At 40.0% G+C, this 25,721-nt stretch carries 25 protein-coding genes; 18 read left to right on the top strand and 7 right to left on the bottom strand.

What is annotated here, in order from left to right; translation table 11 throughout:
- Positions 1 to 10: 10 nt before the first annotated feature.
- The 6 genes from VUI23_RS18770 (at position 11) to VUI23_RS18745 (ending at position 5,663) form a co-directional block, all read left to right on the top strand.
- Positions 11 to 709 (top strand): DNA-3-methyladenine glycosylase I, encoded by a 699-nt coding sequence (locus VUI23_RS18770; RefSeq protein WP_342805401.1) that lies wholly within the window; start codon positions 11 to 13, stop codon positions 707 to 709.
- A 77-nt stretch (positions 710 to 786) separates the two neighbouring features.
- Positions 787 to 1,629, top strand: coding sequence for a bifunctional demethylmenaquinone methyltransferase/2-methoxy-6-polyprenyl-1,4-benzoquinol methylase UbiE (gene ubiE, locus VUI23_RS18765; RefSeq protein ID WP_216049122.1), 843 nt, complete (start codon positions 787 to 789; stop codon positions 1,627 to 1,629).
- Positions 1,629 to 2,270, top strand: a complete 642-nt coding sequence (locus VUI23_RS18760) for an SCP2 sterol-binding domain-containing protein (protein WP_216049121.1) — start codon at positions 1,629 to 1,631, stop codon at positions 2,268 to 2,270. The genes ubiE and VUI23_RS18760 overlap by 1 nt, the downstream gene beginning before the upstream one ends.
- Positions 2,271 to 2,274: 4 nt before the next feature.
- Positions 2,275 to 3,900: a ubiquinone biosynthesis regulatory protein kinase UbiB gene (gene ubiB / locus VUI23_RS18755; RefSeq protein WP_342805399.1), complete on the top strand. Its 1,626-nt coding sequence runs from the start codon at positions 2,275 to 2,277 to the stop codon at positions 3,898 to 3,900.
- A gap of 87 nt (positions 3,901 to 3,987) precedes the next feature.
- Positions 3,988 to 4,629 (top strand): TetR/AcrR family transcriptional regulator, encoded by a 642-nt coding sequence (locus tag VUI23_RS18750; RefSeq protein ID WP_342805397.1) that lies wholly within the window; start codon positions 3,988 to 3,990, stop codon positions 4,627 to 4,629.
- 56 nt (positions 4,630 to 4,685) lie between these two features.
- On the top strand, positions 4,686 to 5,663 hold the full coding sequence (locus tag VUI23_RS18745) for an MDR family oxidoreductase (RefSeq protein WP_216049118.1): 978 nt from the start codon (positions 4,686 to 4,688) through the stop codon (positions 5,661 to 5,663).
- Between the two features lie 114 nt (positions 5,664 to 5,777).
- Here the strand turns inward: VUI23_RS18745 and VUI23_RS18740 are convergent, their stop codons facing one another.
- Entirely contained in the window at positions 5,778 to 6,740 is a 963-nt protein-coding gene (locus VUI23_RS18740) for a glutathione S-transferase family protein (protein ID WP_342805395.1), read from the bottom strand.
- A 93-nt stretch (positions 6,741 to 6,833) separates the two neighbouring features.
- Positions 6,834 to 7,751 carry a hypothetical protein gene (locus VUI23_RS18735; protein ID WP_342805393.1) on the bottom strand — a complete coding sequence of 306 codons (918 nt, stop codon included), beginning with the start codon at positions 7,749 to 7,751 and terminating at the stop codon, positions 6,834 to 6,836.
- 118 nt (positions 7,752 to 7,869) lie between these two features.
- On the opposite strand from VUI23_RS18735, the gene tatA reads away from it, so the two are divergent.
- From tatA to VUI23_RS18680, 11 genes are all read left to right on the top strand, one after another.
- The gene (gene tatA, locus VUI23_RS18730) at positions 7,870 to 8,121 is read left to right on the top strand and encodes a twin-arginine translocase TatA/TatE family subunit (RefSeq protein WP_216049116.1); all 252 of its coding nucleotides are present in this window, start codon (positions 7,870 to 7,872) and stop codon (positions 8,119 to 8,121) included.
- Positions 8,122 to 8,141: 20 nt separating this feature from the next.
- Complete coding sequence (gene tatB / locus VUI23_RS18725) at positions 8,142 to 8,447, top strand: Sec-independent protein translocase protein TatB (protein ID WP_216049115.1); 306 nt, start codon at positions 8,142 to 8,144, stop codon at positions 8,445 to 8,447.
- Positions 8,448 to 9,212, top strand: coding sequence for a twin-arginine translocase subunit TatC (gene tatC / locus VUI23_RS18720; protein ID WP_216049114.1), 765 nt, complete (start codon positions 8,448 to 8,450; stop codon positions 9,210 to 9,212). It begins immediately after the preceding gene.
- Positions 9,209 to 9,760 carry a hypothetical protein gene (locus VUI23_RS18715; protein ID WP_216049113.1) on the top strand — a complete coding sequence of 184 codons (552 nt, stop codon included), beginning with the start codon at positions 9,209 to 9,211 and terminating at the stop codon, positions 9,758 to 9,760. The genes tatC and VUI23_RS18715 overlap by 4 nt, the downstream gene beginning before the upstream one ends.
- A gap of 212 nt (positions 9,761 to 9,972) precedes the next feature.
- Positions 9,973 to 10,767, top strand: a complete 795-nt coding sequence (locus VUI23_RS18710) for a TatD family hydrolase (RefSeq protein ID WP_342805391.1) — start codon at positions 9,973 to 9,975, stop codon at positions 10,765 to 10,767.
- Positions 10,757 to 12,655, top strand: coding sequence for a diguanylate cyclase (locus tag VUI23_RS18705; RefSeq protein ID WP_342805389.1), 1,899 nt, complete (start codon positions 10,757 to 10,759; stop codon positions 12,653 to 12,655). The genes VUI23_RS18710 and VUI23_RS18705 overlap by 11 nt, the downstream gene beginning before the upstream one ends.
- A 24-nt stretch (positions 12,656 to 12,679) precedes the next feature.
- Positions 12,680 to 13,678 carry a porphobilinogen synthase gene (hemB, locus tag VUI23_RS18700; protein ID WP_216049110.1) on the top strand — a complete coding sequence of 333 codons (999 nt, stop codon included), beginning with the start codon at positions 12,680 to 12,682 and terminating at the stop codon, positions 13,676 to 13,678.
- Positions 13,679 to 14,195: 517 nt separating this feature from the next.
- Positions 14,196 to 14,372 (top strand): DUF1328 domain-containing protein, encoded by a 177-nt coding sequence (locus VUI23_RS18695; RefSeq protein ID WP_216049109.1) that lies wholly within the window; start codon positions 14,196 to 14,198, stop codon positions 14,370 to 14,372.
- A 59-nt stretch (positions 14,373 to 14,431) separates the two neighbouring features.
- Positions 14,432 to 14,626 carry a hypothetical protein gene (locus VUI23_RS18690; RefSeq protein ID WP_216049108.1) on the top strand — a complete coding sequence of 65 codons (195 nt, stop codon included), beginning with the start codon at positions 14,432 to 14,434 and terminating at the stop codon, positions 14,624 to 14,626.
- Positions 14,627 to 14,963: 337 nt separating this feature from the next.
- A complete protein-coding gene (locus VUI23_RS18685) occupies positions 14,964 to 16,283 on the top strand; it encodes a DUF2254 domain-containing protein (protein ID WP_342805387.1) in 1,320 nt (439 codons plus the stop codon).
- A gap of 391 nt (positions 16,284 to 16,674) precedes the next feature.
- Positions 16,675 to 17,226 carry a BON domain-containing protein gene (locus tag VUI23_RS18680; RefSeq protein WP_216049106.1) on the top strand — a complete coding sequence of 184 codons (552 nt, stop codon included), beginning with the start codon at positions 16,675 to 16,677 and terminating at the stop codon, positions 17,224 to 17,226.
- A 52-nt stretch (positions 17,227 to 17,278) separates the two neighbouring features.
- Here VUI23_RS18680 and VUI23_RS18675 read toward each other — a convergent pair whose 3' ends face one another.
- Positions 17,279 to 18,613 carry an MATE family efflux transporter gene (locus VUI23_RS18675; protein WP_342805385.1) on the bottom strand — a complete coding sequence of 445 codons (1,335 nt, stop codon included), beginning with the start codon at positions 18,611 to 18,613 and terminating at the stop codon, positions 17,279 to 17,281.
- 337 nt (positions 18,614 to 18,950) lie between these two features.
- On the opposite strand from VUI23_RS18675, the gene VUI23_RS18670 reads away from it, so the two are divergent.
- Positions 18,951 to 20,351, top strand: a complete 1,401-nt coding sequence (locus VUI23_RS18670; protein ID WP_216049104.1) for a hypothetical protein — start codon at positions 18,951 to 18,953, stop codon at positions 20,349 to 20,351.
- A gap of 101 nt (positions 20,352 to 20,452) precedes the next feature.
- Here VUI23_RS18670 and VUI23_RS18665 read toward each other — a convergent pair whose 3' ends face one another.
- The 4 genes from VUI23_RS18665 to VUI23_RS18650 all read right to left on the bottom strand — a co-directional run bounded on the left by VUI23_RS18665 (position 20,453) and on the right by VUI23_RS18650 (position 25,631).
- Entirely contained in the window at positions 20,453 to 21,970 is a 1,518-nt protein-coding gene (locus VUI23_RS18665) for a sensor domain-containing diguanylate cyclase (RefSeq protein ID WP_342805383.1), read from the bottom strand.
- A 240-nt stretch (positions 21,971 to 22,210) separates the two neighbouring features.
- Positions 22,211 to 23,188 (bottom strand): mechanosensitive ion channel family protein, encoded by a 978-nt coding sequence (locus tag VUI23_RS18660; RefSeq protein WP_216049102.1) that lies wholly within the window; start codon positions 23,186 to 23,188, stop codon positions 22,211 to 22,213.
- Positions 23,189 to 23,207: 19 nt separating this feature from the next.
- A complete protein-coding gene (locus tag VUI23_RS18655; RefSeq protein WP_303500432.1) occupies positions 23,208 to 23,693 on the bottom strand; it encodes a hypothetical protein in 486 nt (161 codons plus the stop codon).
- Between the two features lie 315 nt (positions 23,694 to 24,008).
- Entirely contained in the window at positions 24,009 to 25,631 is a 1,623-nt protein-coding gene (locus tag VUI23_RS18650) for a diacylglycerol kinase family protein (protein WP_342805381.1), read from the bottom strand.
- Positions 25,632 to 25,721: the final 90 nt, after the last annotated feature.

The following is a 25,721-nucleotide window of genomic DNA, read 5'->3' as shown; positions in this document are numbered from 1 at the left end:
TAGTGTGCTTTTGGCAACTTTAGAAACATTTGAACACCTTTACCAACGAGCCTGTGAGCGTAAAGGAGGTCCTAAAAAATTAGCTTTATTGTTGTCGAAGCCACTGACACCTAAGAAGATAGAAGCTATTGGTGATGATCGTTTTTTAGCAGAATTCAGTAAAAAGGTTTTCCAATCAGGTTTTGTTTGGAGAGTAGTGCGGGATAAGTGGCCTAATTTCGAGCGAGCATTTTTCAATTTTGATATTGAAAAGGTCATTTTAATGCCAGATGAGATGCTCGAAAAAAAAGCCCAAGATCCCAGTATTATTCGTAATTACAACAAAGTAAAAACCATTCGTGAAAACGCATTAATGATTCAAACCGTTAAACAGGACAAAGGTAGCTTTGCCAAGTTTGTGGCCCAATGGCCCACTCACGATATTATTGGGTTATGGGCATATCTGAAAAAACATGGCGCACGTTTAGGTGGCAATACCGGACCTTACGCATTGCGCGCCTTGGGTAAAGATACGTTTATTCTTAGCCAAGATGTGGTGAGCTATTTTGCCAAAAGAGATGTAATCAGCGGCTCTGCTTCATCTAAACGCAGTTTAACGGCTATGCAAAACGCATTTAACGATTTTCATCAGCAGAGCAATCTTTCACTGCAAGAAATCAGTCAAATTATTTCTTATAGTGTAGGTGATAACCATGTTCAAGTTGAATAGTGATTCTAGGTTCAGGTTTAATAGTCATGCATGAAGATTTTCGGTAAACTGATGAGATTAGTTTAAAAGGAAATACCATGAGCAATAGTCACGTCCCTGAGTCTGAAATTGAGACAAATGAAGTGGATCAAGTAAGTGTTGTGTCGACTGCTGAAGATTCGCCAGTCACTCGAGAAGAAGACTCGCAAACTCACTTTGGTTTTAAACAAGTAGACAAAACCGAAAAAGCGTCCATGGTGGCCGATGTATTTCATTCGGTGGCGGCCAAATATGACATTATGAACGACATGATGTCTATGGGGATTCATCGTTTATGGAAACGCTTCACCATCGATTGTAGTGGTGTTAGAGCAGGACATAAGGTCTTAGATCTAGCTGGTGGAACCGGTGATTTAGCCGCAAAGTTTTCTAAAATCGTTGGCGAAACTGGGCAGGTGGTATTAGCCGATATTAACAACGCCATGTTGAAAGTAGGCCGCGATAAACTACGCAACAAAGGGGTCGTTGGCAATTTAGATTATGTTCAAGCTAATGCCGAAATGTTGCCGTTCCCAGATAACTATTTTGACGTCATTACCATTGCTTTTGGACTGCGTAATGTCACCGACAAAGACAAAGCCTTGGCTTCTATGTATCGTGTATTAAAGCCCGGTGGTCGTTTGTTGGTACTGGAGTTCTCAAAACCGCAAAGTGACATGTTAAGCAAAGCTTATGATCTGTATTCGTTCCACTTATTGCCTAAAATGGGAAAGTTAGTGGCCAATGATAGTGAAAGTTATCAGTACTTGGCAGAGTCAATTCGAATGCATCCTGACCAAGAGACCTTAAAAGGTATGATGGAAGCTGTGGGTTTTGAGCAAACCACATTTCACAATCTAACCGGTGGCATAGTGGCGCTGCACAGAGGGTTCAAATTTTAATGCCTGCAGCCCAATTAGTGTCTTCTGGCATTGAACGTATTTTTAATCATCTACTGAAACTTGATCCTAGTTCCGTTTTTGCACTCAAAAAAATGGTAGGAAAACAGCTCAGCGTTGATATTCATGAATTACCATGGACGTTAACCTTTAGTTTTTCTGATCAAGTAGATGTTTTAGTTGCTATGCCTGATGAAGAGATTAATACTGATTGCCACTTAGCATTGTCGTTGTCCACTTTACAGAAGTTAAAGGACACCAGCCAAATAACCCGTTTGATTCAAAACGGTGAACTTGTGCTAGAAGGTGATGTGGCAATTGCTCAACAGTTTAGTCAGTTAATGACTGAGTTAGATATTGATTGGGAAGAACAGCTATCAAAATATACAGGTGACATGCTAGCGCATAAAACCTTTAGAGCAGGCAAAAAACTCATTCAAACTGCAAAAAGTCAGGCTAATCGGCTAGCTGTTACCTTGGCAGATGCGGCAATTGAAGAAAAGCGCATCGCTGCGCCAGCTATTTTAGTGGTAGATTTTTGTGACCAGGTGAATGAACTGCGCAGTGCTACCGACAGGCTTGCAGCAAAGTTAAGTCGCTTAGAAAACCAATCCAGCACCTCATCAAACAAGCAGAGCAGTTAAACCAATGCGGACTCTTCGCCTATATAAGATTAACAAAGTTCTATTGCAACATGGATTAGATGAATTAATTCCTGAACACTGGCTACCTTGGTATGCCAAGCTGGGCAGGTCTTGTCAATTTTGGTTACGTAACCAGCATCCAGATAAACCGTTAGGGGTGAGAATAAGACTGGCGTTGCAAACCCTTGGTCCGGTATTTATTAAGTTTGGGCAGATGCTGTCGACTCGTCGGGATTTACTGCCTGCTGAAATTGCTGATGAATTGGCTATCTTGCAAGATAAAGTGCAACCTTTTGATAGTGCCGTGGCCGTTGAAATCATTAAACGTGCTTTAAATATCTCTGAATTGAATGAGTTATTTTCAGAGTTTGAAATCACTCCTTTAGCCTCTGCATCCATTGCACAAGTTCATAGCGCAGTATTAAAAAGTAACAACAAAGAAGTGATCGTAAAGGTTATTCGACCAGATATTGCTGGCACTATTCATGCTGATATTGAATTAATGCATTCACTGGCATTTGCAGTACAAAAATTATTGCCCGATGGTAAGCGGTTAAGACCGGTTGAAGTAGTAGATGAATATAGAAAAACCATTGTTGAAGAATTGGATCTAGCAAGAGAAGCGGCAAACGGTATTCAATTGAAACGCAATTTTGATGGCGCTGATTCGTTATATATACCAGAGATATACAGTGATTATTGCTCAACCAATGTGATGGTAATGGAGCGCATTTATGGTATTCCCATTTCCAATATTGAAGCATTGGAAGCTCAGAATACCAATATGAAGCTTTTAGCTGAACGGGGTGTCGAAGTTTTCTTTACCCAAGTGTTTCGCGATAGTTTCTTTCATGCAGATATGCATCCGGGAAACATTTTTGTTTCAAAAATGCACCCAGAAAACCCACAATATATCGCTATTGATTTTGGTATCGTGGGTACGTTAAATAGAGACGATAAGCGCTATTTAGCTGAGAATTTTATTGCGTTTTTCAATCGTGATTATCGTAAGGTTGCAGAATTGCACGTGGATTCTGGCTGGGTCCCTGCAGATACTGATATTGAAGCCTTTGAGGTGTCTATTCGCACTGTATGTGAGCCTATTTTTCAGAAACCTTTGGCGGAAATTTCTTTTAGTAATGTGTTGTTGCAGCTGTTTAACACTGCTCGGCGGTTCAATATGGTAGTGCAGCCGCAATTGGTGTTACTGCAAAAAACCTTACTTTATGTGGAAGGTTTAGGACGCTTGCTTTATCCCCAGTTAGACCTTTGGCAGACCGCAAAGCCCTTTTTGGAGCAGTGGATGAAAGACCAGATTGGCTTTGTGGCTATGTTTAAAAAAATTAACGCTAACCTACCATTTTGGTCAGAAAAGCTACCTGAAATTCCTGATCTGATCTATGACAGTTTAAAACAAGTTAAACAACTTCCAGCGCTACAACAAAAACATTTTGATCAGCAGCAATTACAGCAACGTCGGGCTCAAAAAAACTTATTTTATGTGCTCACTGGCTCTACACTGATTATTTTGTCCGGTCTCTTGCCGCTTTACATAAATAGCTTTATTCCCAGTGTTTTAATGGCGGGAAGTGGTTTGGGTGCTTGGATTTATGCGTGGTTTAGGCACTAGTATCGGCTCGATATTAACTCCTTATTTTTAATTAGATCGCCTAATTTAAAACTATTTTTGCATTTTACTAGACGGTCGGTCTATTATATGCCTATGAACACTTCAAAAATACCAATTCCCAAGCGCGGAAGACCACCTAAGGTGGCACGTGAAAATCAGGATACGCGAGCTGAATTAATCCGCAGTGGCGTAGAGCTTTTAACTGAGCAAGGCTTTTTCGCCTCGGGTATTGATAAAATACTAAAAAAAGTAGGCGTACCTAAAGGTTCTTTTTATCATTATTTTGCTAGTAAAGAAGTGTTTGGGCGTGCAGTTATAGAAAGTTATGCAAGTTACTTTGCCAAGAAGTTAGACAGCCACCTGTTAAATAGCGATATCGATCCTATTCAACGAATATCCAATTTTGTTGAAGACGCTAAATCAGGTATGCAAAAACATCAGTACAAACGGGGTTGTTTAGTCGGAAATCTTGGACAAGAAGTCGATGTTTTGCCAGAAAGCTATCGACAATTGTTACTCAATATCTTTACTGACTGGCAAGCTCGCATAGAAGCTTGTTTATTAGAAGCCCAGCAGCAAAAATTGATTTCTGCTAAGGCAAATTGTCAGCTTCAAGCCGAGTTTTTTTGGGTGGGCTGGGAAGGTGCCGTGAGTCGGGCTAGATTAGTACAAGATGCCGAACCCCTTAACAACTTTTTATCACAATTTATTGCGGGATTACCTAGATAGTATTTAGGTATTCGTTTTAACTATTTATAGACGATTGGTCTATATTCGGAGGCTATATGTTTCAAGGTATATTAATTAACAAAGACGACAACGGATATCAGGTTGAATTGAAAGAGCTTGATGACAGCATTCTGCCGGAAGGTGACGTTACTATTAAAGTGACTCATAGCACCTTGAACTATAAAGATGGTTTGGCCATAACGGGCAAAAGTCCAGTTGTTCGTAAGTTTCCTATGGTACCAGGAATTGATTTGGCAGGCACGGTTGAGCACTCTGAGACCGATAAATTTAAAGTTGGCGATAAAGTATTGTTAAACGGTTTCGGAGTCGGGGAAGTGCATTGTGGCGGTCTAGCGCAAAAAGCACGACTTAAAAGTGAATGGCTAATCCCTTTGCCTGAGGCGTTTACTGCTAGCCAAGCTATGGCTATAGGTACTGCTGGTTACACGGCGATGCTTTGTGTTATTGCTCTTGAAAAAAATGGTGTGACGCCAGACAAAGGCGATATTTTGGTCACCGGTGCTAATGGTGGGGTGGGAAGTTTTGCAATCACTTTGCTAGCGAAATTGGGCTATCAGGTGGTCGCTTCAACAGGCCGCCCTGAACAGGCAGATTATTTGAAAAAGCTCGGAGCCAGTGAGATCATCGACCGAGCATCTTTATCTGAAGCAGGCCGTCCCCTTGGAAAAGAAAGATGGGCTGGGGCCGTTGATTCAGTGGGAAGCCATACCCTAGCAAATATCTGTGCCGGTCTTAAGTATGGTGGAACCGTGGCTGCGTGTGGTTTAGCCCAAGGTATGGATTTTCCAGCATCAGTCGCACCATTTATCTTACGCGGGATTACCCTTGCGGGGATTGATAGTGTAATGCGTCCGTTAGAAGATCGTATTGAAGCATGGCAACGCCTAGGTGAATTACTCGATCCAACGACATTAGATGATATTGCGAACAATATAACCTTAAGTGACGTAATAGAGACCGCGAAAGAACTGCTGAATGGCAAGGTTCGTGGAAGAGTGGTAGTAACTCTTTAGGTTTGATTGCGAGAATAGCGCTGAGTTTAAATAGCGGCGCTATTCTCTTATTCCCTGTAAACAACTTTGTAATTTGCTCAATTTCCTTGAGTTCTGATGTTGCATGTAATTGACTTACACTAACAAATCACGATTGTGAGGTTTGTTTAGTTCCATTATCGGACCCGCGGGAATAATCTGGGTTGGATTATACTGGGTGTGGCTAAAATAATAATGTCGTTTAATATGCACAAAATTGACTGTGTCTGCTACTTGAGGGTATTGGTATAACTCACGCAAATAGCCTGAAAGATTTGGATAATCAGCTATGCGGCGGATATTACATTTGAAATGCCCAACATAAACGGGATCAAATCTAATTAAAGTAGTAAACAAGCGCCAATCAGCCTCTGTAATTTGCTGACCTACTAAATATCGTTGTTTAGATAGTCGTTTATCGAGCCAATCTAAGGTTTCAAATAATGGAATAACGGCGTCTTCATAGGCCATTTGATTAGTGGCAAAGCCAGCTTTGTAAACACCATTGTTTACAGTGTTGTATACCCTTTCGTTTACTTCATCAATTTCAACGCGCAAATTCTCAGGGTAAAAATCAATCTGGTTATTTGTCAGTGAATTAAACTGAGAATTGAAAATTCGAATTATTTCAGCAGATTCGTTATTAACAATTGAATTGGTTTTTTTATCCCACAACACCGGAATTGTCACCCGACTGGTGATATCAGCTTGGGCTTTGGTATATACCTGATGCATAAAATCAAAATTAAATAATTTATCCCCTGTAGCATCTGGAAAGTCAGAAAATTCCCAACCATTTTCTAACATGTCTGGGGCCACCACTGATACATCAATATGAGGCTCTAAGCCCTTTAATTTTCGGAAAATAAGTGTTCTGTGTGCCCATGGACAAGCTAATGCAACGTATAAGTGGTAACGACCGGACTCAGGTTTAAACTTTGCGTCTGCTTTGGTTGAAATCTGGTTTCTGAATTTAGATGCTTGCCTTTCGAATTTGCCGCCACTTGACTCAGTGTCGTACCACTGGTCGACCCACTTTCCATCCACTAACAATCCCATGTATCCCCCTTTTATATATGCTGAACGGTTTCATCAATCATATTAGGTATGATTTATTTAAAAAAGTAGCGCACTTTTGTTGCGGAATCAGGGTTAACGTTCGCCAAAATACCCTTCAATTCGCAAAGCGATGCCATAGGATGCTGAAAACTGTTCATCTCTACGCCACAACACAAAAGGTTCAACTTCGTAAAATAACCAACTTCTATCGGTTTGTTTACGTAATTTAACACTGACCAAATATTCCTCTAATCGATAATTTGGCCGAGTTATACCTTCGATGTAATAACCGTAGATGACAGCACTCGTATCATCAAGTTGTTTGAAACCCTGCCAACTATGCTGCCATAACCAATCATTAGTTTTGTCTCTATATTCAAAGCGATTGTGATATCTAAGTAGTAAGTTTTTTGAATAGTCGTAGTTGAAGGTAAGACTGAAGGAGGTACCTAATTTATCTCGGTTGTAATAGTAGATTGATGCGTCGTAGCGCATTTCCACTGAATCACTCAGACCTATGGCATCTCGGTATCTAGACTTCGCGTAGTATTGAAATCTGCGACCAAAACCGATTCGATGGGAAAGTCCGCTATCAGGTGACACCTTGTAACGTAGCGCTAAGTTAAAACTATCTTCACGAGCAAATTCACCACTTCCGCTGCTGGCGACTCGGTCGTCTTGCTCTTCGTCAAAATCAGTAAGTATCAAATCAACGCGATTTTTTAGGTTAGGTAGCTTTACTCTGACCTTCAAACGCGCCTCAAATTCCTCTAAATTTCGAGACCTAGGCTCTATTCCGAGTCGAAGACGCACTTCGCCAAGTGCTTTTTGGTCTTCTTGAAGGTTTTCATTTGCAAAAAAATTATCAAACCATTGTGCCGTGTCTAATACCGACTCGGAAATATTTTTATGCATAGAATCAAGCCACACGTCCTGCTCTTCTTGGGCTACAGCGGCATTGCTAAAATGTAAAATTAGAAAGAATAATGCAACAATTCTTAAATTAGGCAAACTTATTGCTCCAAATTGGGTCTATAAATCATGCTCTTTTTTTATCTATGTATCAAATCCAGTGACGTTTCAATTTAGCTACGTATAATAGCCTTACTAAATTTATAGGAGTTTTCAAATGGGTAATATTGGTTGGGCGCAATTGTTGATTGTTTTGGTTATCGTTTTATTGTTGTTCGGAACCAAAAAATTACGTTCTTTAGGTGGTGATTTGGGTTCTGCTGTTAAAGGTTTCAAGAAAGCAATATCAGATAAAGATGCTGATTTCGAAGAAGACACAGCGAAAAAAACTGAAGAAAAGATTGAATCCAAAGAACAAAATGTCCAGCAACAAAATGAAGCTGAAAAGCAACCGCAAAAAACTGAATAGTCGAAAAGAAAAGCTAGCTTATGTTTGATATCGGGTTCTTAGAAATACTGGTTGTGGGTGTGCTCGCTTTATTAGTGCTTGGCCCTGAACGGCTGCCTGGAGCAATGCGCAGTGTGGCGAAAACATTTCGCAGTGTGCGCTCCATGGCTTCGGGTTTTAAACAGGAAGTAGAAGAGCAGTTACGGGTTCATGAATTGCATGAAAACCTCAAAAAAGCAGAGCAGCAAGGTCTAGAAAATTTATCTCCGGATCTGCAAAAAACAGTTGATGAACTGAAAGCATCCGCAGCATCTGTCAATAAGCCTTACGATAAAGATAAATCTTAAATGTCTGATCCTAATAGTTTTATTTCTCATTTAATTGAATTGCGAAGCCGCTTGCTCAAAGCGGTTTTGAGCATACTAGTGGTATTCGTACCTTTAGCGTTTTTTGCTCAAGATTTGTATCATTTGTTGGCCACGCCGTTGTTGAACGCAATGCCTGATAATTCCCAAATGATTGCAACTGATGTTGGGGCGCCATTTTTTGCGCCTTTTAAACTGACGTTAGTATTGTCATTTTTTCTAGCAATACCCTTTGTGCTTTATCAAATTTGGGGATTTATTGCACCAGGGCTTTATCGCAACGAGAAAAAATTGATCGCGCCTCTTTTGCTTTCAAGCACACTGCTTTTTTACGCTGGAATTGCCTTTGCCTATTTTGTGGTCTTCCCGGTCATATTTGCGTTTTTCGCAGGTATAGAAATTAACGGTGTTGCATTCACAACGGACATTAGTAGTTATCTTACCTTTGTATTGAAGTTGTTTTTTGCCTTTGGACTCGCCTTCGAAATTCCGGTAGCGGTGATTCTGATGTGTTGGGCTGGAATTACCGATGCCGCCTCGCTAAGGGCGAAAAGGCCGTATGTCATAGTGGGTGTGTTTGTTGTGGGGATGTTGTTGACACCGCCCGACATAATCTCGCAATCGTTATTAGCTGTTCCCATGTGGATACTATTTGAAATAGGAATTATTATTGGGGCGTTATATACACCAAAAGCAGATGACGAAGACGAACAACAAGAAAAAGAAAAAAATCAGGAAGTATCATGAAGAAATTAATTATATTGTTTTTGTCAGTTTGTGTTTATGTCACTACTGTGTCAGCACAAGCTGAAACCGTTGGTGAGGCTCTTAAAAACTGTGGACAAGTTCAAAATAGTTTAAAGCGCCTAGTTTGTTATGACAAAATCGTCAATCAATTAAACCGTTACGGCGGGTTGCAGGACTTGATGCAAGTGCCGGCACCTTTACCTGCAAATAATCAGTTAGCAGCGCAAAATTCTGAGCAAAATATTGTACTAGAAGCTAAGCCTGAAAACGCAACGAAAAGTCAGCGTAATGCTGAATTTGGTAGGCAAGCAAAGCTGCCTGAAGATACCGATGATAAAATCTATGCAACTGTGGTTGAAGTCACTAAAGATGGCCTTAAACGGGCTGTTTTCAAATTAGACAATGGACATATTTGGCGTGAACAGGAAGCCACTAATTTTAAAGTGAAGGTCAATGAAGTAATTTATATAGAACGCGGTGCACTAGGTTCCTATCATTTAGGAAAAGATAGTCAAAATCGCCGTATTAGAGTGAAGCGTATTAACTAACCTCACAGCGAAGCAAGTTACCCTGAGGTTATGCACACTAGGGTAAATCCTTATGATACATTAATGGGCTATAGTATTTAAATTATAAAATTGTGCCTAGCCCATGAATTATGGGGATAAACAAGATGTTTCAAGGAGTGTTCTCTTAATGAGCAGTATAGAAAGACCGATCAAGGTTGTTGGTTGCATAATGCTGAGTCAGGCCTACTAGTTTGACCCACTGGTTTGATATAGGCATAAACTTACCGGATAAGCGTTTAGTGTTTCCGGATGCTATTGAGCATGCCCTTCATAATGACGTAACTGGTATATTACTCATTGGTACTGATATCCAGCAAAGCCAAGAAGCGCTTTCGATAGCCCAACAATTTCCAAACAATTTGGTTACCAGTGCGGGTATTCACCCGCACTATGCAAAAGATGCCGCCCCCGACTTTATCGAACAACTCAAAAACCTAGCGACTAACCAAAAGGTTGTTGCTATTGGCGAATGTGGATTGGATTTCAATCGTAATTTCTCGCCAGCACAGACGCAATTGCGGGTATTTGAGCAACAGTTGGAATTAGCTTGCGAATTACAGTTGCCGGTTTATTTGCACGAACGAGACGCATTTGCTGAACAAATCGCCCTGTTAAAAGCCTATTCCCCCAAATTATCGGGGGCTGTGGTCCATTGTTTTACTGGCAGCCTTGCTCAAATGGAAGCCTATTTAGAGTTAGGTTTCTACATTGGTGTTACAGGCTGGGTTTGTGACCCTAAGCGTGGTGAATCTTTGCGTGAAGCCGTATTAAAATTACCATCACAACGAATGCTTTTGGAAACAGACTCTCCTTATTTATTTCCTAAAACGCTAAAGGCAAAGTCCCGTAACAATCAACCCGCTCATATTCCGCACATTGCTGAATTTATTGCAAATTTACGTAATCAGGAGCTACAGGACTTGAAGCAAAACTGTTGGCAAAATACTATGGATTTATTTGCAGTAGGCGCAAGTTTTGAACATTAATAAAAATTCTGTGGGCGTCCACAAAACTTGGTTTATTGGCCTAATTATACTGTTTGGATTAATCAGTATTTTATCCATCGCAAAACTAGGTTCTACAAACAACTATTTACTCGATATAAATCAAGGCACCCTTTATCTTGAGGACCCCACGAACTCTCTTACTATAGAGAAGTTGCGAAAATATCAAAATTCACAGTGGAATCAAGAAAGCTCAGACTTTTTAGTGTATGGAATGAGCAAAACGCCGTATTGGTTTAAGTTTTTTCTGCCCAACAACCTTAGTGAAAATCCAAAATTAATTGAAATCGACTACGTCATGCTCGACAAAGTCGATATATGGTTTTTTAGTAATGGAAAATTGATTTCGGAATACCACGAAGGTGACAGTTATCCGTTTAATTCCCGTCAGATAAAAAATGAAAAGTTACTCTTTCCTGTACCAAATTCGGAGAAACGAATTTCAGCCATTGTCAAAGTGCAGACAAGTGGCACTGTGAAATTGCCGTTGCGTGTTTGGGAAGAAAAAGAGTATTTGATTTACAATGGTGAGCAAAATTTACTATTGGGATTGTTTTTCGGTTTTATGCTGGCAATGGCCCTGAGTAATTTGTTCTTTTATGTTTCAACCAAAAAGCCCAGCTTCCTAAGTTATAGTTTATACGTGGTATCGATTGCACTAACTCTTGCTACGTTGCACGGTATTGGATTTAAATATATATGGCCAGATTGGGTATGGCTACAAAGTCGCAGCGTGGGCATTTTCGCCACCCTCACCATTTTATTCGCATGCATATGTACACGACAGTTACTGGAAGTTTACAAACATAGTAGAACCTTAGATCAATTATTGAAATATTCAGTGTGGTGGCTTCTGTTATCCGTTTTTGCGAGCTTAAGCATTCCTTACTATTACTACATCATGTATTTCCTTGTGATCTTATGTTTCGCATCTATTTTGGTGTTTGTGGTTTCACTATTAATGATGTTACGAGGAGTTAAACTCGCACGTTTGTATCTGCTTGCTTGGTCGGTTTTACTTGTTTCTGGCGTTTTAGCAGGACTAGAAAGCGCAAATTTACTCGAGATAGATTTGCCAGCACAATATTTTGTTATGTTAGGTGCGGCCATTGAAACCTTTATGTTGGCTTTTGTTTTAGTTATTTCGTACTCCATTCAGCGCGAGGAGCAATATCAGAGTCAGGAACTCGCTTTGCTTGAAGAACGTATGGCCCGAGAAGCGCAAGAGGAAGCACTTAAACTAAAAGAGCAAGCCCAGCAGAGTTTAGAATATAACGTTCAGGAGCGTACCTTAGAGCTCGAAATAGCACTGCGGGAGTTGTCTGAAACAAACAATGAGCTAGAACAGCAAACCCGTACCGATAGTCTGACCGGTATTCGCAACCGTAAACACTTTGATAAAAAATTTCAAGCAGAGGCTCGACGCTGTCGCCGCGAGCGCTCTGATCTATCCTTAATCATGCTGGACATAGATCATTTTAAGAATATTAATGACACTTATGGTCATGTTGCCGGTGACGAAGTAATTAAAAATGTGGCTAACATTTTAAAACAGAATTTAAAACGCACAACTGATGATGCCTGTCGCTACGGTGGAGAGGAGTTCGCTCTTATATTGCCGAATACTGATTTTGAAGGTGCTAAAGCATTGGCACAAAGACTCCGAGAAATCATTGAAAACACCGTTACCGAAGTTGATGAATTACAACTCAAAGTCACCATTAGTGCTGGCGTTGCTTCTACTATCGTGAGTGGTGTAGAGGATGAAAAAAATCTTTTAGAGAGTGCCGATAAGGCTTTGTATCAGGCGAAACGAGATGGCCGAAACCGGGTGAGAAGTATACATTTACACGCCCGCGATATTGTATAAATAACTAAAGAGGTAAATATTTCTATGTTCGATCAAAAGTTTCCTGCCAACCGTATGAGAAGAATGCGCAAACACAGTTTCACCCGGGAGATGATGGCAGAAAATACCCTAACTGCGAAGGATTTGATTTACCCCATGTTTGTTGTTGAAGGCACACAGCAACGAGTTGCGGTCCCCTCTATGCCAGGTGTAGAGCGCCTATCTATTGATTTATTGGTGGAAGAAGCTAAAGAGTTGGTCGACCTAGGAATACCCGCTATCGCTATTTTTCCCGTGACTCCCCTCGATATTAAATCGGATTGTGCGAGCGAGGCATTTAACCCTGAAGGTTTAGCACAGCGAGCGGTAAGAGCAATAAAACAGAATGTTGCTGATATTGCGGTGATTACCGATGTCGCACTCGACCCTTTTACCTCTCACGGACAAGATGGTTTGATTGATGAGTCAGGTTATGTCTTAAATGATGAAACCTGTGAAGTATTGATGAAACAGGCTTTATCACACGCGGAAGCTGGCGCAGATATCGTTGCTCCTTCAGATATGATGGATGGACGTATTGGAATGATTAGGCAAGCCCTAGAACAGCATGGCTATATTAATACTTGTATCATGGCTTATTCCGCTAAATACGCGTCAAACTACTATGGCCCTTTTCGTGATGCAGTCGGTTCAGCTGGCAATATTAAAGGGGGAAATAAGCATAGTTATCAGATGGATCCTGCTAATTCCGATGAAGCGCTTCACGAGATCGCACTTGATTTAAAAGAAGGTGCAGATATGGTGATGGTTAAACCAGGTATGCCGTATTTAGATATAGTTCGGCGTTGCAAAGATACCTTTCAAGTTCCCACTTTTGTTTATCAAGTTAGTGGTGAGTACGCGATGCACAAAGCTGCATTTGAAAATGGGTGGTTAAATGAAGAAGCCGTAATCATGGAATCTTTGGTGGCATTCAAACGTGCTGGAGCAAACGGCATTTTGACCTACTTTGCAAAGCAAGCCGCGCAAATACTGGCAAGGTAATTATTCGCCGGTTTGCTAATCGCGCCATTTTCCAGATACGGCAAGGTTTGCATCTAATATCGAAGTTACATAGCCAAGCATAGTTAACCTTAATTGTGCTTGGCTTAAACTCTTCCCCCTCTTTGGGCAATGACGCTCACACTTTAATATGAAACTAAGATTAGTTCGGATAGCTAGCCGTTTATGCAGCGAAATACTTCGTTGACTAGTGCTCACCGCTATCAATTAAATACTGCTTTGACCTATGTCAAAAGAACTAAGCATGACAGACAACCTAAATTTAAGCGTTTATAGTCAAGCAATATCAGCTCAACCAAGCAAATACAGAACAATCACATTGTAGATGTGAAAAAGTTTCTAGATTCAGTGTACTTTTTGCAAATTAAACTCAACGTTGAAGGTGTAGGGATTATTTAGAGTTATTGTTTTTATTTATATATCAATGACTTACTTTGTTGTTCGATGTTGGCACGTAATGCGCATTAAGAATATCGAACACAAACAAAAGGAGAATATCATGTTGAGCTGGGCACTAACATTTTTGGTTATCGCAATTATTGCAGCTGTATTTGGTTTTGGTGGAATTGCAGGTACTGCAGCTGGTATCGCTAAAATCATCTTTTTTGTTTTCGTAGTTTTACTGGTGATTTCACTCGTAGCCAATGCCGTACGCGGTAAAGGTCCGAAAGTATAGAGAACTCGATCATCACGCTAAATGAACTTTATAAAAATTCATAATTAATGGAGATACACATGAAAAATTTTAAACATACTTTACAAATCTTACTAATCGCTGGTTCAGTATTCGCTCTAGCTGCTTGTGAGCAAGGTCCTGCAGAGGACGCTGGTGAGAAAGTTGATGAAATGGTAACAGACGCAGGTAATGCGCTAGAAGATGCTTGCGAAGACGTTAAAGAAGGCGTTAAAGCAGAAGACAAAGACTGTTAATAAATGTCAACCCGAAGCGCTTTCACGCAGAATAAAAGGGCTCAATGAGCCCTTTTTTATTTTCAGATGAGGTGATTTATGGACTTTAAAATAATTATTATCGCAATTGTCATCAGTGTAGGATTTTTTGTGACATCTACCGGACTAGCAGGTGGCAGTCCAATCTACACATTCTTGGCTTCCTTTGGTCTATTTATGATTATACTGGTAGTTAGCATGCTACTTTTTGCCAAGAAAAGATCGAAAAAATAAATTGATTTAGTAACCTCACTCGATGCACGAAAGTGAGGTTACTTCATGTTTGCTTGGCGGTGGCGGTTACAATAAGGATGTATGAATGAAAAACCTAGCCAGATTAGATAAACTGTTTGACTCAATAAAGACTAGTTTCTGGTTTGTCCCGCTACTTATGGTTGTGACATCGATTACTTCAGCTTGGTTAATGGTATGGATTGATCATGCTCAAGCTTGGGGGGCTTTAGATTGGTTACCTTTCCTCTATCAAACCGATCAGAGCACGCTTCTTTCATTACTTAATACCATCGCCGCTTCAATGATAACGGTTACTAGTATCGCGTTTTCAATAACAATTGTTACCTTAACCTTAGCATCTTCTCAGTTTGGTCCGCGCTTGATTCGTAATTTTATGGACGACAGAGGAACCCAAGTCGTACTAGGAACTTTCATTTCAATCTTCTCATACTGCGTAGTACTAATTTACTCCATGAGTCTGGATTCAAATCAAGGCATCAAAATGGGCTTGGCTATTATTTGGTGTCTACTGGCCACATTATTTAGTGTCATTGTTCTCATCTATTTTATTCATCATGTAGCCCGTTCAATTCAAGCAGATAACGTCATTAATGAGTTGTGTGAGGAAATAAACCACGCAATAGAACCGTTATTTTGTAATGAGCAAACCTCTGTTTTACAGAATAAGGCGGACAGCAGCTTTTCTTATACCTTGTCAGTGAAAGCGAAGCAAAGTGGCTATTTGCAACTTTTAAGTAATGATAAGTTACTTGATGTCGCCACTAAGCATGATGTTTTAATCGAGTTGAATTGGCGACCCGGCGATCTGATTAACCAAAGCACGGAACTGGCTAGCGTGAAGAGTCTGACGCCCATTACAAGTGACTTAAATAACGCGGTAAATGAATGTTGTGTCATCGGCAGTAATAGAACACCGATTCAAGATCCTGAATATGCCATACACCAAATGGTAGAAATCGCGGTACGCGCGCTATCTCCAGGGGTTAATGATCCCTATACGGCGATAACCTGCGTTGATAAATTGTGTTTAGTGCTATGTAACTTATCCAATCAAAAGTTGCACGCCGGACAATATTTTGATCAAAGTGGCCGATTAAGATTATCTCGCAAACCTTATGATTTTGTGGGGTTAGCGAACTCTGCATTTGATCAGATTCGTCAATATGCTGTCGGCTCTGTGGCGGTGACAATTCGGCTACTTGAGAGTCTAGAACGTATTGCATTGGTATCAGATAAGATCGACGTGCATAGGGTGATTCAACGTCAACTGCATGCTATTGAGCAAGGCAAAGAAAGCGCACAATACACTGAAAAAGACACAAAGGATTTTGTCAAAATAGCACAAAATGTTAAAACTCTTCTAACTGTTGAAACTTTGAATTAGATCTTGTAGAGCAACTAGAATAAACCATTTAGTGAAATGCTTAGGTGATGATCTGTATCACTGCTCTACAAGGTCACTGTCGTTAAATCTGCTACATACTAATAACCTACAGCTTCCATAAACTTCAGCGCTAAGTAGCGCTGAAGTTTATTTTACAAGCCTGCAAATACCGCCCCGCAAAATCTCTAATTGCCAATATCGAATACTTCTAATCAGTGAAAAATTTGCTTGCGCTTAAAGCTGTAGAAATTACATTTGAGTATTTCGAAAATACATACTCCTTTTACGCTATGAACATGGGAATTATTTAATTTATATAAAAAACAATGAGTTATAAGTTGGCATCGAATTGGCATTAGCTAAAGTGTCTAAACAAAAAGGAGAGACTGATATGAAACGTACTACTTGTTCACTAATTATAGCCGCTGCTTTAACAACTGCTTCAATGAGTGCTAACGCAGAAAACGAATGGTCAGATAAAGCAAAAGATGCATGGATTGACGGTAAAGCTGAAACAACTTTATTATTCAATGGCAACCTAGATTCTTTCGACATTAATACTGACGTAAATGATGGCGTGATTGTGCTAACCGGTAAAGTTGATACCGATGTGGATAAAGCGTTAGCAGAAGAGTTAATGTTGTCACTTGAAGGTGTAGAAGAGGTTGATAATCAATTAACCGTTATCAAAGATGAAGATGATTCTGACACCGCCCAAATAATGCAAACCCTGAAAGACTCAAAAGTGGAGTCTGTGGTTAAAACCCGTTTACTATTCGAATCTGAAGTCAGTGGTACTGACATTGAAGTTGAAGTTGAAAACGGTGTGGTGACCCTAACAGGTACGCTAGACTCAAACGCTGAACGTGATTTAGCGGTAACTATTGCCGAGAATACAGACGACGTGAAAAACGTTGTTTCTAATCTTACAATTGGCAAATAGTATTCACTAAAGTCTACAATTTGATAATTCCAAAGCGCCTTCGGGCGCTTTTTTACGTTGTGTGTAAGCGTTTTATATAAAATTCTTTGTATCGATAAAAGGGGATAACTTTAAGTAACTCTTCAATTGGGATCATCGCAAATGCCCAAAAAATTGACACCTCGAAGTATAGAATCAGTAAAGCACAAATTGGCAAAGCAATAGCCCATTGGGTGATAAAGTGAATTTTCAGGACAAGATTACTGTTTCCCAGTGCGCGCAAGATGTTTCCTGTAACCGTATTGTAGGCTCTTATAATCGGCAGCACGATATATAAAGGAGCTATTACCATCAACGCAGTTTGTACCTCAGCTTCAATATCTGGGTAAATAAAATGAATATTTTGGCTGAGTAGTAAAAATATGGCAGCGATAAAAAGCGATATGATCATTCCCACTTTGGTACATTTAGAGATAAAGGTTTTGTGCTCTTTGCTACCCCTTTGTCCTAGTGCCTGACTTATACTGATTGCCGAAGCTTGCGCCCAAGCATTAGGAAATTGGGTGCCTGCCCGGACCCAGGGGAAGATCAAAGTGATTGCAACGAATGCAAATAAATCTAATTGAGCAAATAACAGTTGATAAACGGTGGCGCCAACATAAAGCACAAAAAAATTCGCGGCGATAGGATAAATTTCGGCAAATTGTGGGCCAATTTCTGTTAGAAATGGCCTATTTTTGGGGTAAGTGAGGTCGACTTTGTTATCCAGTTTCAGGGCTAAATAAAGGAAGCTAGCCCTTAAAAATATCGATATTAAACTTCCCCAAGCGGCGCCTTCTACACCTAGACCTTTATAATCAGCAAATCCATTAATCAACACATAACTCAATAGTGCGTTGACGGGCAACTCAATCATAAAGCCTTTAAGCGGTACCATAGTATTGCCAATGCCATTACAAAATGCAGTACACACTTGAGTGTATGCGGTCAGCAAAACAATATACTTAGTAATTGAAATATAAGATTCGGTGAGTTCTGCAAGTTCGGGGTTGTCGGTAATTCCAGCCACTATATCGGAACTGAAAAAGGTCAAAATAAATATAAAAATCAATGATGTAGATATATTTATAACTAAGCCTGACCAATAGGCAATGGCTAATTCTGCTTGGCTTTTTGAACCAAATGCTCTGCCAACCAGCAGCTGTATGCCATTACCAATAGCTATTTCTATGCCCAACACAAACGCCACTATGGTCGTTGCAATGCCCATAGCGGCCACGGGCAATTCGCCCAAGGGAGCAACGAGCAGGGTATCAATCATCAACATGGATTGAACGAGCAAGGCATTAAAAGCTAAGGGCCACGCAAGTGCAAAGTTTCTTTTAATTTGCGAATTGGAATTTATCAATGGATTATCTTTATTAAAAACGCGCCACAATAATTAAAGGTTGTGGACTCATTTGACTCGAGTGAAATGTAAATCGAGCCATTTTTGATGGATACAGCGATATTACGAATAACATTATTCTACATAGCAAACTATTATGTAACAAAGGAATTTACAAGGGAATAACTAAGGCGAGCGCGATTCATAACGGAATCATTGCTAAGGCTAGCCTGAAAGTACCTGTTTTATGTTTAATTCGACTGAAATAGGTGGCTCTTTACGGCTTCAGAATATCAAATATTGAATAGCGAAAAATAGCTTAATGTTTATACTATTGTAATTAACAGGAGGGAATCTTATGGCGACTACAAAAAAACAAGCAGTAGTACTGGTTCATGGTATTGGTGAGCAAAGGCCAATGGAAACGGTCAGAGAATTTGTAAAATCGGTTTGGGTAAAAGACAGCAACATTGAAAATACTCGGTTTTGGAATAAACCTAGTGAGGTGTCAGGTTCTTTTGAACATCGCCGGCTTACTACAGATTATGCCACTATAAAAAATAATGCCGAGAAAAAAACCACATCTAGAGTGGATTTCTACGAATATTATTGGGCGCATCATACCGTCGGCACTACGCTGGAACATTTACGTGGTTGGGTCTTTTCGATGCTAAGACGCAAACCAAGTGATTATCCCTCGGCGTTAAAACCCATGATTTATTTATTGTGGGGCTTAATCTTTACGATTTTATTAATTTTGATTTCCATTGGCTTTTTTGAACCCACAGAAAAAGGGCAGGGAGGAGCCAGTCTGCATGGAATCTATGAAAGTTATATTAGTCCTATTTTGCTTTTTGTGCTGAGTATTGCAGTGGCTAAAATTGTCAGTTATTTGGGCGACGTCGCACGATACATTACTGCTACGCCATCGAATATTAAGGTAAGAAAAGAGATCCGTGATGGCGGTGTTAAATTGCTGGAAAGTATCGCTCAAACTGGGAAATACGATCGTATCGTTTTAGTGGGTCATAGCTTAGGTTCCATCATTGCATATGATGTTTTAACCCAATACTGGGCTCGCAAAAACAAGTTTAAAAATGCCGCGGGTGAGTCTCTTCCATTATCTGAAAACGCCTTAAAACTCATTCATGCCATGGAAGAAATGGATCATCAGCCTAAAGTTGAAGAGTACCGCAAACTCCAGTACCAGCTGTTTGAGCAACTAAAGCTAGACAGCGAAGCCCATGGTGAAGCATCTGGGATGTCGCAGTGGCTGGTGTCCGACTTGGTAACCTTGGGCAGTCCCTTAACCTATGCAGATTTTTTATTGTTCGATAATAAAATGGACTTTGTTGATAGGAAGTTAGATCGTGAATACCCAACTTCTCCGCCGGTGAAGGAAAATGAGCATTACTACTATCAAACTACAGACGCCAAGTTTTTGCATCATGGTGCCGTGTTTAGTTTGGTTCGATGGACTAATATTTATTCAAAGCCTTTCAACATTTTCTGTGGTGACCTTATATCAGGCCCAGTGAGTAGAGCTTTTTCAAATCCGCAAATTTCCAAAGATTTGGTGTCTGAAGAACAACCGGCTTCGCCTATTTTAGATATTGACGTGGAGGCTGCGTATCCTAAGCGAAATCCACGGTTATTTACGCACACAAATTATTGGCGATGGCACGACAATTTCGACCGCGATGGAGCACCAGACCACATCTTAAAACTCCGTGAAAGCCTGGGATTGGTGGATTGGTAGTGATACGGGAATAAGCAGGCAGTCGTTGTTGCTATTGCCTAATTGAGCACATGGGCTAAATGTGACTTAACGTTGAGCATGATTTAGGATTAAAATCATGCTCATTTGTCAGCATTGTAATAATGGACTTTATTGCGGCCTTGGGTTTTAGCTCGATACATTGCTTGATCAGCATTCCTGAATAATGCCTCAATACTTTGTGCGTCAGTAGGAAATAACGCAATCCCAATACTGGCAGTACAATAAACATCTTTGCCTTGAATATTGTATGCTTCAGCCAGTGCGCTAGATAGCTTTTTACCCGCACTTTCGATGTCTTTAGGTGCAGAAGTACCAATAAATACCACAATAAACTCATCGCCACCTAAGCGAGCCGCTATATCATTGTTTCTTATGCATTTTGTTATCCGTTTTGAACATTCTCTCAGCACTGTATCGCCAGCTTCATGGCCCAATGTATCGTTAACATTTTTAAAGTTATCTAGATCCAACATCGCAATAGCTAATTGTTTTTTATCACGTTGCGCGTTGGCAATAGCGCTGCTTAAATGTTCATGCAATAAATTGCGATTAGGTAAGTTTGTTAAGCTGTCATAATGTGCCTGCTGCCATATGATTTTATCTGCTTTTTGTCGTTCAATTGCAATACGTGCGAGATTAACAAATTGCTCTATGAGTTTGAATTCATCGGCTGTAGGAGTGGATATTTCACGAAAATAAATGGAAAAAGTGCCTAGTACGTTTCCTTGGTTACCAATTATCGGTTCAGACCAACAAGCCGCCAGCCCTGCTTTTTGTGCAATGTCTGCCCAAGCTTTCCAATTGGGATGGGTTGCGATATCAGAAACGACAACACGTTTACCTGTAAAAGCAGCTTCTCCGCATGATCCGACTCCTGGAGCATTAGCTAGACCGTCAATGGCTTCATTGAAAAAATCTGGCAATCTAGGCGCTGCACCTAGAGTCAGTTTTTTGCCTTCTTTGTCGAGTAATAAAATACTGCATACGGCATGTGGAATTTCATTCTCAATAGCTTGTGTAATTGCTGGTAATACTTTAGATAATTTATTGGATTTGACGATCAACTCGAGAATATTATTGTGAAGTTGGTTTATTTTGTCTTTTGCTGATAATTGACGATTTTTATTTTGCATAAAAACGGAGAATGTTAACGAAAAAATATTCGTTACTATAAACGCACCGATAATACGTGGCAGGGTAAAACTGTCAAATTGCTGATAGGTTAGTAAGCACGCAACCGTTACTAAAAGGAAATTAAATAAGCTAGCGGCTATGGTTGGTAATAAATAGAAACTGGCTATGATGATTGGGAAAATCCAATATATTAATCCAGCCCCTTTAAAATAAATGCCCAACAAAATGGTAACTTGAGCAACAACCGCGAATAACCCCCTGAATAACTTAATTCTACTGGTAAACCATACGCCAAGAAAAATAGTAAAGATACCGCCAACCGCGACCAGATCCACCAGAATATGAGCGCGATCGTCAGCCAAAAGACTAATAATCAGGAAAGGGAATAATATTAGGGTTGCGGAGGCCGTAATAGCTAACAGGATTTTATCTTCTAAAGTCCGATCTTCGATTTTTAATGCCATGCTAGATTAATATCCTATTCATGAAATCACCTCTTTGCGATATTTTACAGATAAAAGATAAAAATGAACGAGTATTTAACACGATAGTGAATAACGTTAGCATAAATTCAATAGGTAGATGCTTTTAAGAATACTTTGATGGTTAAAAGCCAGCTAATTTTACTTAGCTGGCGGTAGGTCGATTTATCGATTAATCCACTGCAAAATTACATCAATCGGACTTTTAATCTTGCCCAATAATTATTCTGAATCCGGATTTGAATCCTCGGCTGACTGAGAAGCCGACTCTGAGCCTTGTTCAGGATTTTCGTTACTGTCTTTTCTGTGCCGATCGCTCAGCATTGTATTCAGTTTCTCGCCACCTTTGGCGCCAAAATCCAGAGTTCTGATTGGAAACGGAATTAAAATATCTGAGGCTTCTAAAGCTTTTTTAATTTCCACAACCGCTTTGTGTCTGGCTTGCATAAATCCCGTTTCTCCTGGATATCTAATCCAAAACCAAACCAGTAGATCAACACTACTTGCACCAAAGCCCTTAGCGAACACGTCTGTTTCTTCCTTATTTATCACAAAATCACACTGATTAATTACCTCGACTATTGCCTTAACTGCTTGTTCGGGATCATCGGCGTAGGATATGCCAACAGGAACTTCTATTCGCCGTCTTCCTGTAGCAGAATAATTAGTGAGTATGTTTCGAAACAGAATTTTGTTAGGAATGACTTCAATTTGACCGAAAAAGGTCTCAACTAAGGTGTTTCGCAGATTTATGGTTTGCACAGTACCAAATACTTTATCTGCTTCTATCACATCACCAATTTGGAACGGTTTTCTTATCCCCATGGCAATACCTGCAATTAGGTTTTCTGCCATATCTTGGAACGCAAAACCTAGCGCCAAACCTACGATTCCAGCCCCTGCCAACAATGACGTCACTGTGCCGGTCAATCCAAGGAAGTCTAAAGCTATAAAGAGTCCTGCAATTAGCACCATTACTTTAATAATGGATGCTAACAAGTCAGCTATCTGTCTTGACTCTAAGGTTCTTCGCAGTACATTTCGAACCGCTCTACCCACAAACTTAGCGATAAGGCCAAAAACAATGGCGAGTAGTATGGCCACTACAAAATTAGGTAAATGTTTGATTCCAGATTCCAGCCACCCTTCAAGCTTGTCGTGAATTAATGTCCAAAATTTATCTATTTCAATAAGTTCCATATTCAATACTTCCCATTTTCTATGAGGTTTGGTTATCTGAAATTGAATGTGTTAGATCCGTTAACTTTTGGTAAGTCACGATTATTTGCGCGACTACTTTTGAAATAGCGCCTTTAACATCAAGTTCACTTGTTGCGTCGATCGCGTTATTTAATTCTGCTAAATGCTGTTCTTCAACTTCAATCAAATGCTTAAGTAGGTCTGGGGGATTTAATTTGACCTGCTTGCTCAAAATATTATGGTAATAGTCTTCTATGGAAGTAGAAGTCATGGTTTCTTGTTCGGATAATTGATAGCGGTCTTGGGCAATTTCGACAAGTTCAGGTATCTGTTTGAAATAGCTTTTCGCCATGTCAAAACAGACTTGTTTAATGGCATAGTGTTTAATGTTTTGACCTATAAGGTTATAAAAATCACCACCTAATCGGCACATTTGAATTACCGCTTTGAGAAGCGTCCGGTTGGCTTCTAATCTATCTTCTTTATTATTGTTAACCACTGACATTCTGAGCTCCTTAGTGAATCTTTACCTTAAATTTAGGTGCGCATGTGTTCTTTGTTTACGCTATGTGAAAAATATTGCTACTTACCAATCTTGTTTAATCGCTATGGGTTATTCACTAATTATTATTCAATATTTGCGCCATAGTTTAACTTACTGATTTATATGTATTTATTGGCAACTCTTGATTGGTGATATATTGAGCTTGAGTAAATATTACTTACTTATGTTCGAGGGAGTTGTAAGTTTGCCGAATTCAATCAAGCAGTAAATACCTACTGCTTGATTGAAAATCGTATCGCTTGCATGGCATCCAGCCTAGTTTTTGGGTTGAGAAAAGACCTTCAAGGACTGCGGGTTCTGGGTTACTTGAATGCTATCAGCTTCTCTGTTTTCCCCATCTACTACATACTTTAGTTTGCCTTCGGATTTGACTGTTATGCGTTTAGCTGTGGTGTGCTGAATAGTTTCGTCGTCGCCACTATCAAACATGGTTCGCAGCGCTAGTTGCGCTAATTTTAAGTAATTTTCACTGGCGCTTGAGGTATTAGTAAGCCAAGTAACATCTAACAAACCGTCAGTAAAATCTGGTAGTCCTCCACCTTGTGCTAATACAGTGGTGGCTGGCGCCGCATTGGCAATGACTAAACTTCCAGTATGAATCGATTGCGGATCATTGTCGTCAATTTGGATATTTAAGTTGGCGCTGTTATTGACTTCTATAGCATCGTACAATGCCCCTAAATAAGCGAATTGACCGCTATTATTCTTTTCATCACGATTAGCCTTTTCTATCATTTTCTGTTCAAAGCCAATGCCTACCACTAAAAGTACAAGTTCATCATTGCAAGTTGCAGTATCAATTTGCATAACATTACCGGCAATAATAGCATCGCAGGCAACTGCTACAGGCGTTACTTTCGAAGAAGGGCCATAGAGTGCGTGACCAAGCGCGTTAGCGGTTCCCATAGGCATTATGCCCAACGTTAAATCTGTGTTGACCAATTGAGTCGCAACTTCTGTCAAGGTGCCATCACCGCCGCATGCAATAATGCATTTTGCACCTTCTTTTATGGCTTGTTGAGCCATTTCTTTGCCATCTTGTTCTGGCGTTGTTTGGTATATTTGCAAATCAAAGTGAGGTGACAGGCGTTGAATAATTTCCTCTTTGCTGTCTTGCCATTTACCGCCGCCAGCAACAGGGTTGGCAACTATAGCGAGTCGATTTTTTTGAGTAAATACGCCTTGGCTGTGCAAGTCTTTTAGCTTTTTTAACTGATGTTTATTCAACCTTGCGGTGGAACGGGTTTGATTGATTTCTTTGATGGCTTCTTCTACTGACAATTCTGGACTTTTACTTAACAAGTAAGCGGCCATAACCAATACAGACCGGCCTCTACCTAGCGCACAATGGACAACGACGGCTTTGCCGGTTTTAATATGATTGTCTATCCAGCTAATGGCTTGCATCAAATCATCTTTCGAAGGAGTTTGATGATCTAATACGGGAACATTCAGATAGTCCATATTTTCACCATGGGCAGAAACATCTAGCCCATCGAATTCAGCCGTCACATCGAGTACCGCTTTGACTTCTAAATGATTTAGCTCTGGCATATCGGAAGGAAATAAGCGGCAGGCAAGAAATAGCTTGTCACGAATTTTTTGGATTGGCGGGACGCTGTCGTTTTTACGAGCCCAAGCGTTATACAACTGCACACCAACAAAAAAGGGCACAAAAACCCACTTCACATAGAATGGGATTGAACCATCAATTTTTTTTCTAAAAATTTTAGGTGATTGGACTGAATAGGCAAAGGTGACCAAAATAAGCGAAAGGCCAATCCAGATAAACAATACTTTGAACAAAAAGCTATCAATCAGCAAGGCAAGAGCTAATGATAAAATCCCGCCCAGTCCATAGTATTTTATAATAAACATACTTCACCCTATTTCGAAAATTGAATCTACTCGACAAAGTAAAGCGAACTACGTGCCAACCTTAATGTTTTCTATCTTATTGATATGTAA

Source organism: Alteromonas sp. M12 (genome assembly GCF_037478005.1).
In the GTDB taxonomy this organism is placed as follows: Bacteria; Pseudomonadota; Gammaproteobacteria; order Enterobacterales; family Alteromonadaceae; genus Aliiglaciecola; species Aliiglaciecola lipolytica_A.
Note: the sequence above shows the minus strand (reverse complement) of the source record. Positions and strands in the feature narration are given on the sequence as shown.